Source organism: Candidatus Wallbacteria bacterium (genome assembly GCA_028687545.1).
Classification (GTDB): Bacteria; Muiribacteriota; JAQTZZ01; order JAQTZZ01; family JAQTZZ01; genus JAQTZZ01.
Window position 1 is genome coordinate 34,482 of record JAQTZZ010000034.1, and the last position, 11,340, is coordinate 45,821.

The 11,340-nt window shown below is 50.1% G+C and carries 1 protein-coding gene; it reads right to left on the minus strand.

The features are described 5' to 3' along the window. Window positions 1-271: 271 nt before the first annotated feature. Window positions 272-11,340: Ig-like domain-containing protein (locus tag PHW04_13265; GenBank protein ID MDD2716857.1), on the minus strand; the 11,069-nt coding region annotated here is incomplete at its 5' end.

Below are 11,340 nucleotides of genomic sequence, written 5' to 3' on the forward strand. Positions count from 1 at the left end.
ATTCTTCAATTCGACCTCTATCACACGAAGTTATTCGATATTCTGTGGTCGAACAACATAAAGTCGTTTGACTATTGTGATGTTTGATGCAATAGTTCTAAAAAATATTCACCCAAGCACGCGATCCGCACATCCATGTCGGATTACAGGAAAGAAGACTGGCTGACCAATGTTCCGCTTTATGCCATAAATATTCTGCCGGATCTGCTGTAAACAGAGGTGGTCAACCTATTTCGTTTATCCAATTTAATTCGCAAAATTAGGTCCCAGTTTATTGATTTTCAGGTTGAGCAAGAAAATGCACTTTCACTACTCTGCTCACAGTCACAGTGTTTTCCGTATACCTTGCGGTGCCCTCAACTGTACCTCCCTCGTTTCCAAATGGAGAGTTGATAGAATAGACCCCAGGTATACCTCCCACCGTCCAGGTCAAGTTACCCGGCGCAAAACTTCCGTCATTGTACTGGACTTCGCCTGTGGAAGGCAGTTGGTAAACAGTGGCTTCAGTGGTAGCTTCAGTGGTGGAAAGCCCGATGTCTACTGGAGTATTGAGGGCTGTATCATAGGAATACCAGGCGTCGTTGTAATACTTGGCTCCATATCCGTCGATCACCCAGATCCTGTTGTTGTAAACCAGGTTGGTGTGTCCGTATCTTGCTGCCCAGCCGTCACTGGCTGTAGCCTGGGTCCAGCTCACACCGTCTGATGAATACCAGATATCGTTTAAACCACTGCCATTGCATCCGCCCCTCACCCATAGCTTATTATCAAAGACCAGGCTGGTGTGCCAATATCTTGCAGACCAGCCGGCACTGCCTGGAGCCTGGGTCCAGCTCACACCGTCAACTGAATACCAGACGTCGTTTTTATATGACGGGGTCTGATCAAGCCCGCCTATCACCCACATTTTATTGTCAAATACCACACTAGTGTGATTACGTCGTGGGGAAAATCCATTCCCGTCATTGGCTTTGACCTGGGTCCAGTTCACTTCATCCGAGGAGCACCAGACATCATTATTATAGTTGCCGCTGTTGTCACCTCCTCCGATCACCCACATCTTGTTGTCATAAACCAGGCTGGTATGTCCAAATCTTGCACTCCAGCCTGCATTGGAGGTGGCAGAAGTCCAGTCAGCACCGTCGGTGGAATACCAGACGTCGTTTTTATCGCTGCCGGTACTCATCCTGGCTCCCCCGATCACCCACATCTTGTTGTTAAAAACCAGGCTGGTGTGGCGAATTCTTGCAGTCCAGCCCGCACTGGCTGTAGCCTGAGTCCAGTGCACACCGTCTGAGGAAGACCAGACATCATTATTCCAGCTGCCGCCAAATCCCCCGATCACCCACATCTTGTTGTTGTAAATCAAGCTTGTTTGCCCATATCTGCCGGAGCACTCTGCACTGTCAGTGGCTTCTGAGCAAAATGCCCCGTAAACAGGAGAATAAGTCATTGTTTCACTGGTATCTGCGGTTCCCATCAGATGGGCTTCTGCTGTTGGAGTGTTCCAGTTCGTGATCGCCTTGCATTCGACCGTAAAATTGGTTCCTTCCTGGACTTCCAGCGTTGCTCCGCTGTTTTTCCAGCTGCCGCCGGAGAGTCTCCACTGGGCTCCTGCAGTCACTGCCTCAGCAGGAGTCAGAGTCACTGACAGGGTGGGTTTAAATACAACATGAAGCACCAGCTTGCGGCTGGCAGTCACTGAGTTTTCAGTATAACCGGCAGTCAGTTCAACAGTGCCTGAAGTTGCCCCTCTTGTGTAAACATACCCGTTTATACTGCCGCCACCTGAAGTAACGCTCCAGGAAAGGTTCTGCGTTGCATAAGTCCCGTCATTGTATTGGACTTCACCTGTAACAGGCAAGGTGCAGGTAGCTGTTTCCGAGGTGACTTCTGCGGTGGAAAGCCCGATGTCAACTGGAGTGTTGCTGGCTGAGGAATTGGCTGTGGAAACTGAATGCCAGACGTCGTTTTTGTAGCCTCCGTCATAGCCGCCGATTACCCACAGCTTGTTGTCATAGACTACACTCGTGTGACTGTATCGAGTGGTAAACATCGGCGTTGATGTTGAAACCTGAGTCCAGGTGATTCCATCAGTGGAAGACCAGACGTCATTTTTACAACTGCCGTCATAGCCGCCGATTATCCACAGCTTGTTGTCATAGACTATACTCGTGTGACTGTATCGAGTGGAAAACGCTGCGTTTGCTTTAACACAGGTCCAATTGATTCCATCAGTTGAAGACCACACGTCGTTTTTAGATACCCCGATACTGCCGCCGATTACCCACAGCTTGTTGTCATAGACTACACTCGTGTGCCAGAATCGAGCGCTAAAACCAGCTGCAGCAACTTCCTTAGACCAGGTTATCCCATCCCCTGAAGACCAGACGTCGTTTTTAGGTACCCCGGTACTGCCGCCGATTACCCACAGCTTGTTGTTGAAGACTACGCTCGTATGACTGTATCGAGCGGAAAAACCAGCTGCAGCAACTTCTTTAGACCAGGTTATCCCATCCCCTGAAGACCAGATGTCATTCAGATAGACACTGCCACCGCTCAGGCCGCCGATTACCCAGATCTTGTTATCAAAGACTACACTGGTATGTCCGTGTCGTACGGAAAAACCGGCTGCTGCAGTGGCCTGGGTCCAAGTAGTACCATTCGCTGAAGACCAGACATCGTTTTTATCACTGCCGGCATAGCCGCCGATTACCCACAGCTTGCCGTTATAAACCAGACTGGTGTGATTTTCCCTTCCTCCCCATGCTGAGGCAGACGCCTGCGTCCAGGTAGCCACACTCACTGTATAAACCGCATTTTTCGTTAAATCTGTGGTTTCCATCGTTCCATCAATATCAGCCGGCTTGGTATATCCTTCCATAGTGCTGAACGTGATCTCAAAAGTCCTGCCAACCTGCACAGAGGTATTGATCTCACTGGTTATCCAATTGCTTCCACCGTCGATACTCCACTTGGCTCCGGCGGTTACTGCTTCAGCCGGAGTTATAGTCACTTTGAGATTGTGGTTGACAAGATGAAGCACAAATTTGCGGCTTGTTGTCGCTGAATTTTCCGAATAACTGGCCGTAAGTTCGACAGTTCCTGCTGCCGTGCCCCTTGTATAAACATTCCCGGCTATGCTCCCGTCACCCGGATTGACGTTCCAAACGAGGTCCTTGGGAGTAAATGTCCCGTCATTGTATTGGACTTCACCTGTGGCCGGGAGAGTGTAGATAGTGGTTTCCATGGTGACTTCCGTAGTGGAAAGCCCGATGTCGACTGGAGTGTTAACTGCGGTAGCTGCAGAATGCCAGACGTCGTTCAGATACTTGGAGCCGTCATAGCCGCCGATCACCCACATTTTATCGTCAAAGACTATGCTCTTGTGATAGCATCGAGCGGAAAAAACGGCTGCAGTAGTAGTTTGGGTCCAGGTGATCCCATCCGTTGATGACCAGACGTCATTTTTAAAACCACCGCCATTGCCGCCGCTCACCCACATCCTGTTGTCATAGACTACACTCGTATGTTCGACTCGATTGGAAAAAACGGCTGCGACAGTAGCTTGGGTCCAGGTGATCCCATCAGTGGATGACCAGACGTCATTTTTAAAACCACCGTCATTGCCGCCGATCACCCACATCCTGTTGTCATAGACTACACTCGTATGATCGTAGCGAGCGGTAAACGCTGCGTTTGCTTTAACGCAGGTCCAGGTGATTCCATCAGCTGAAGACCAGACGTCGTTTCTTTTATTTCCATTATAGTCAAAGCCGCCGATTACCCACATTTTGTCGTCAAAAACTACGCTGGTATGATAAATTCGCCTGTCAAAACCATTTGATGGGCTGCTTGCTCTGGCACAATGCCAGGTGTTGCCATCGTCAGACCACCAGACGTCGTTTCTATATGTAAAGTCATAGCCGCCTATCACCCACATCTTGTTGTTAAAGACTACGCTTGAGTGTCCAAATCGAGCGGAAAAACCGGCTGCAGCAGTAACCTGGGTCCAGGTATTTCCATCTGTGGAAGAATAGACATCATTGGCTGCAGCACCGATCATGCCGCCTATCACCCACAGCTTGTTGTCAAAGTTTACGCTGGTTTGGTAATGTCTCCCGGCAAACGCCGCATCTGATGCAGCCTGGGTCCAGGCAGCCCCAATCACAGTATAAACCGCATTTTTCGTTAAATCCGTGGTTTCCATTGTTCCGGCAATAGAGGCCGGCTTGGCATATCCTTCCACTGTGCTGAAAGTGATCTCAAAAGTCATACCTGCCTGGAGTTCGGCAGTAGTTCCATTGTTCCTCCAATCTGCTCCTGTATTGATGCTCCACTTGGCTCCGGCAGCCACTGCTTCAGCAGGGGTCAAATTTACCGTAAGGATCGGGTTAACTTTATGAATGATCAACTTGCGGCTTACTGTCACGGAATTTATCGCATAGCTCGCAGTCAGTTCGACAGTACCTGCAGTTGCATCTCTTGAATAAACATTCCCGTTTCTGCTCCCACCTCCTGAAATGATGTTCCAGTAAAGATTCTGCGCTGCAAAAATACCGCCATTGTATTCAATTTCACCTGTGGTAGGGAGAGTGTATGTCGTTGTTTCCATAGTGGCTTCTGTAGTGGAAAGAGCTAGATTGACCGGGGTATTTGCTGCCGTAGCAACCGAATGCCAGACCAGATCAGTTATATTGTAGGCTGCAATCACCCAGATTTTATTGTCGAATACCACACTCGTGTGCCCCCAACGCTTGGAAAAGTAATTGGCATCATTGGCTTTGACCTGGGTCCAGACTGCCCCATCTGCAGATGACCAGACGTCATTTCTGGTTGCGGACATGTTGTCTTGACCTCCGATCACCCACAATTTGTTGCCAAAGACTATACTCGTATGACCGAAACGGATCGGAAATGCCTGTGTCACTGTAACCTGGGTCCAGGCAGCTCCATCGCCGGAATACCAGACATCATTAAAAACGCCTGTCATCTCATCCGAAGTGCCGCCGATCACCCACATCTTGTTGTCATAGATTACGCTTGTGTGGTAGTAACGTTTGGAAAACCCGGCAGCAGCGGCCTGAGTCCAGACCGCTCCATCGCTGGAATACCAGATGTCATTTTTCGCTCCCCCGCCTCCGGTACCTCCCATCACCCACATTTTGCCGTCAAAAACAACGCTTGTATGACCGTAACGAGCCGGGAATGCCTGCGTTACAGTAACATCGTTCCAGGTAGCTCCGTCGGTGGACCACCAGATATCATTTTTATTGTTTGCCGTTTCGTCATAACCGCCTATCACCCACATTCTGTCAGCAAACACCAGGCTCGTGTGCCCTAAGCGGCGGGAAAAACCGTTTCCGTCATTCGCCTTGACCTGGCTCCAGGTTTTCCCGTTATCAGCCGAAGACAAGACATCATCCCGGTTGCCTGAATCGCGGCCGCCGATCACCCAAATTTTACTGTTATAAACAAGGCTGGAAGCCAAATAACGGCTTGTCAGACCTGTCGCAGCAGCTTGCTCCCAATCCGCCACATGCAGGGTGAGTTTGCGGGTTACTGTGATTGAATTATCCGTGTAACTGGCAGTCAAGACCACTGTGCCGGATTCACCGCCTCTGGTATAAGTTGTCCCGTCCAGGCTCCCGATGCCGGAAGTCTTGACCCAGGTAAGATCATGGGCTGTGCAACTACCGTCATTGTATTGGATTTCACTCGTGGATGGCAGAGTGTAAACAGCAGCTTCTGTAGTGGCCTCAGTGGTGGAAAGCCCGATGTCTACAGGAGTGTTGACTGCTGTGGAAACTGAGTACCAAACGTCATTTTTATTGACACCTGAGGCAGATCCTCCAATCACCCACATCTTGTTGTTGAAGACTACGCTGGTCTGAGACTCACGAATCGCAAAACCAGCATTACCGGTGGCCTGGGTCCAGGTAGCTCCATTCGTGGAAGACCAGACGTCATTTTTGAAGCCTCCGTCAAAGCCTCCGATTACCCACAGCTTGTTGTCAAAGACTATGCTGGTATGAGCATTTCGACCGGAAAACATCGGCGTTGCTGTTGAAACCTGAGTCCAGGTAACTCCATCCGTGGAAGACCAGACGTCATTCATATAGCTCCCGTCAGTGCCGCCAACCACCCACATTTTATTGTCATAGACTATGCTTGTGTGTTTACAGCGACCGGAAAAACCAGCTGCGCTAGTGGCTTTGGTCCAGGTGATCCCATCCGCGGAAGACCAGACGTCATTCAAAAAGGAAAACCTTTGCATACCACCGATTACCCACATCTTGTTGTCAAAGACTACGCTCGTATGTCCGTGGCGAGCAGAAAAACCACTGCCGTCATTGTATTTGGCATTAGTCCAGGCGATTCCGTTCGTAGAATACAAGACATCGTTATTATCACCACCAGCATCACCGCCGATTATCCACATTTTGTTGTTGAAGACTACGCTGGTATGAAACTCTCGAGCTGTAAAATCAGCTGCTGCCTGTGTCCAAGTGTTCCCATCCAAGGAAGACCAGACGTCGTTCATTACGCCACTGACTCCCTGCCCGCCGATCACCCATGTCTTGCCGCCATAAACTACGCTCGTGTGTCCGTGTCGAGCGGAAAAAGCCGTTGCAGTGGCCTGTACCCAGTCCGCAAGATGCAGCACAAACTTGCGGCTTGCTGTCACCGAGTTCTCTGTATAACTCCCAGTAATCTCCACAGTGTCGGATGCCGTTCCTTTGGTGTATGTGTTCCCATCCAGACTGCCGCCGCCTGAAGTGATGTTCCAGGAAAGGTTCTCAGTGGCAAAAGTCCCGTCATTGTATTCAATTTCCCCAGTGGCAGGGAGTGTGTAGGTAGTGGATTCAGTTGTGGCTTCAGTGGTGGAAAGCCCGATGTCAACCGGAGTGTTGGCTGCGGTTTTAGCTGAATACCAGACATCGTTTTTGTAATAACTGTCACTACCTCCAATTACCCATATTTTGTTATCAAAAACCAGGCTTGTATGTCCGTTTCGAGGGGAAAATTCTGCTGCTGCAGCCTGGACCCAGGTGATTCCGTCTGCTGATGACCAGACATCGTTTTGATAGTCTGAGTAACCAAGATTCCCTCCAATTACCCACATTTTATTCTCAAACACTTCACTTCTGTGTCTGTATCGAGCGGTAAAAGCAGCATTCGTGGTGGCATTGGTCCAGGTTTTCCCATCAGTGGAAAACCAGACATCATTTTTTTTATTATCATCGTCGTCAATCCCGCCGATCACCCACATTTTATCTGCAAATACTACTACCGTTTCCAAGGCGCGGGCAGAAAAAGCTGCTGCTGCTGTAGCCCGGGTCCAGACAGCTCCATCAGTGGAAAACCAGACATCATTTGTTCTCAATGTTGAGGAATCGGTTCCACCAATCACCCACATCTTGTGGTCAAAGACTGCACTCATCAGTCCGTATCGAGCGGAAAAACCCGCTGCTGCAGTGGCCTGGGTCCAAGTGACACCGTCAACGGATGACCAGACATCTCTTTTGCATCCTCCTGCAGAAGAATTTCCTCCGATCACCCACATTTTGTTATTGAAAACTAAACTTGTGTGTCCGAATCTGGCAGAAAAGCCGTTTGCATCATTGCCCTTGATCTGGCTCCAGGTGACCCCGTCATTAGAAGACCAGACATCGTTATGCATGCTGGTATCGTCAATGCCCCCGATCATCCACATTTTGTCGGCAAAAACTATGCTTGAATGCGACGTTCGAGCGGAAAACGCAGCAGTTACTGTAGCCTGGATCCAATCTGTCAGATGTAGCGTAAGTTTGCGGCTGACTGTCACAGAGTTTTCAGTATAACTCGCAGTAATTTCAACAGTACCTGTTGCCGTTCCCTTGGAATAGACATTCCCGATCAGGTTGCCGTCACCTGAAGTTTTTACCCAGCTGAGAGTCCTGGCAGTAAAGGTCCCGTCATTGTATTGGATTTCGCCTGTGGCAGGGAGAGTGTAGATAGTGGTTTCCATGGTAACTTCTGTGGTGGACAACCCGATGTCTACAGGAGTGCAGGCAGCGGTGTTGGCTGAGTGCCAGACATCATTTAGATAACCAGTTCCATTTCCGCCGAGCACCCATATCCTGCTGTTATAGACTACGCTGGTATGATATGAGCGTGCAGAAAACTCCGCTGCTGCAGTGGCCTGTGTCCAGGTGATCCCATCAGTGGAAGACCAGACATCGTCTCTATATGTACTGGCATTGCCGCTGAGCACCCAGATCTTTCCGTCATGAACTATACCTGTATGTCCAAGCCGGGCTGGAAATCCATTTGCATCGTTGGCTTTAACCTGAGTCCAGGTAATCCCATCCGCCGAACACCAGACATCGTTTTTACTGTTTCCATCATATCCCCCGATCACCCACATTTTGCTGTCATAGACTATGCTGGCATGGCACTCTCTTTCCAAGAAAGCCGTACTGTCAGTGACTTTTGTCCAGGTAATTCCATCAGTGGAATTCCAGATATCTTTATTAATTGTGCCGTTATAGCCTCCAATCACCCACATTTTATTGTCGAAAACTACGCTGGAATGATACGCTCGAGTGGAAAAACCAGCTGTGGCAGTGGCTTGAATCCAGGTGACCCCATCAGTGGAAGACCAGACATCGTTTGTATAACCACCAGCTTCGCCGCCGATCACCCACATCTTGCCGTCATAGGCTAAACTCGTGTGTCCTCTCCGTGCAGAAAATGCTGCATTTACAGTAACGCAGGTCCATGTTTTTCCATCAGTGGAAGACCAGACATCTTTTTTATTAACATCGTCATTACCACCGATCACCCACAGTTTGCCTTCATAGACTATGCTGGAATGGCAGTATCGGGCCGAAAATGCTGCATTTGCTGTGGACTGGATCCAGAGTGCCCCGGAAATTACCGTATATGTGCCAGTTTCCGCCGTGTCTGCTGTTTCCATTGTTCCAGCGAGATTGGCTGGTTTAGTGAGTCCGTTTACAGTATTGAACGTGATTTCAAAAGTCCTGGTTTCCTGAATCTCTGCAGTTGTCCCGCTGTTTCTCCAATTTGTGCCTCCGTCCAGGCTCCATTTAGCTCCTGCCGACACCGCATCTGCAGGTGTAATCGTCACTGCAAGTGTGTGATAGATTGCTGAATAAGCATAGCTTTCAGTAGTATCACCTGCTTCCATTGTCCCGTGAAATAACGCTGGCGCTGTATATCCGGTTGCTGTCTCGAAGGTGATGTCATAGGCTGTTCCCACCTGTATCTCCACGCTTGTCCCGCTGTCCTTCCAGGTAGTACCGTTGTCCACGCTCCATTTCGCTCCAGCAGTCACCGCTCCTGCTGGAGTCAGATTCACTGTCAGGCCGTGATTCAGGATTGTGTAGGCATAGCTCTCCACTGTGTCAGCCGCTTCCATTGTCCCGTGGAATGCTTCAGGCACTGTGTATCCAACCACTGCCTCGAATGTGATGTCATAGGCTGCACCTGCCTGGAGCGCTACATTTGTTCCGCTGTCTTTCCAGGTCGTTCCATTATCAACGCTCCATTTTGCTCCTGCAGTGACAGCTCCTGCTGGAGTCAGATTTACGGTCAGGCCGTGATTCAATACTGTATAAGCAAAGGTCTCGGCAGTATCGCCTGCTTCCATTGTCCCGTGGAATGCTTCAGGCACTGTGTATCCAACCACTGCCTCGAATGTGATATCATAAGCTGTACCTGCCTGGAGCGCTATATTCGTGCCGCTGTTTCTCCAGGTTGTGCCATTATCTATGCTCCATTTCGCGCCTGCTGTCACTGCTCCGGCAGGCGTCAGGTTCACGGTCAGGCCATGGTTCAGGATTGTATAAGCATAGCTCTCCACCGTGTCCGCTGTTTCCATTGTCCCGTGGAATGCTTCAGGCACTGTGTACCCAACCACTGCCTCGAATGTGATGTCATAGGCTGCACCAGCCTGGATTTCCACGCTCGTGCCACTGTCTTTCCAGGTAGTCGCATTATCTACGCTCCACTTCGCGCCAGCTGTCACCGCTTCCGCAGGCATCAGATTCACTGTCAGGCCATGATTCAATATTGTATAAGCAAAAGTCTCTGTTGTATCGCCTGTTTCCATTGTCCCATGAAATGCTTCAGGCACTGTGTAACCAACCACTGCCTCGAAAGTGATGTCATAGGCTGTACCAGCCTGGATCGCCACATTTGTTCCGCTGTCTTTCCAGGTAGTCCCGTTATCCACGCTCCATTTCGCTCCTGCAGTGACAGCACCTGCTGGTGTCAGATTCACAGTCAGGCCATGATTCAATACTGTATAAGCAAAAGTCTCGGTTGTATCACCTGTTTCCATTGTCCCATGGAATGCTTCAGGCACTGTGTATCCGACTGCTGCCTCGAATGTGATGTCATAGGCTGTACCTGCCTGGAGCGCTATATTCGTGCCGCTGTTTCTCCAGGTAGTACCTGCATCTATGCTCCACTTTGCTCCTGCAGTGACTGCTCCTGCCGGAGTCAGATTTACTGTCAGGCCATGATTCAACACTGTATAAGCAAAAGTCTCGGTTGTATCGCCTGTTTCCATTGTCCCGTGGAATGCTTCAGGCACTGTGTAACCAACCACTGCCTCGAATGTGATGTCATAGGCTGTACCAGCCTGGATCGCCACATTTGTTCCGCTGTCTTTCCAGGTAGTCCCATTATCTACGCTCCACTTCGCGCCAGCTGTCACCGCTTCCGCAGGCGTCAGATTCACTGTCAGGCCGTGATTCAACACTGTATAAGCAAAAGTCTCGGTAGTATCTCCTGTTTCCATTGTCCCATGGAATGCTTCAGGCACTGTGTATCCGACTACTGCCTCGAATGTGATGTCATAAGCTGTACCTGCCTGGAGCGCCACATTTGTTCCGCTGTCTTTCCAGGTAGTCCCGTTATCCACGCTCCATTTCGCGCCAGCTGTCACTGCTCCGTCTGGAGTCAGGTTCACGGTCAGGCCGTGGGTTACAGGTATGGCGGCTACGGTGTTGAAGCTCCAGCTGACCTCATGGGTGAGGCTGTTTCCTGCCAGATCCTTGACACCAGTGCCGATCGTTGCCGTATAAATCGTGCTGACCGCAAGAAGGTCGGCAGGCGTGAAAGTCGCGGTTGTGCCGTCATAGGTCACTTCACCTGAGACCGCAGTTGTGCCAGGTCCGGCCAATCTAAAAGTCGTTCCATTGATCGTGGAAGCTGCCATCGCCTCGCTGAATGTAGCCGAGATTTTCGAATTGACCGCCACATCAGTGGTGTCTGCTGCCGGAAAAACATTGACTACCATGGGTTCGCTGGTGTCCTGGGCCGGATCAG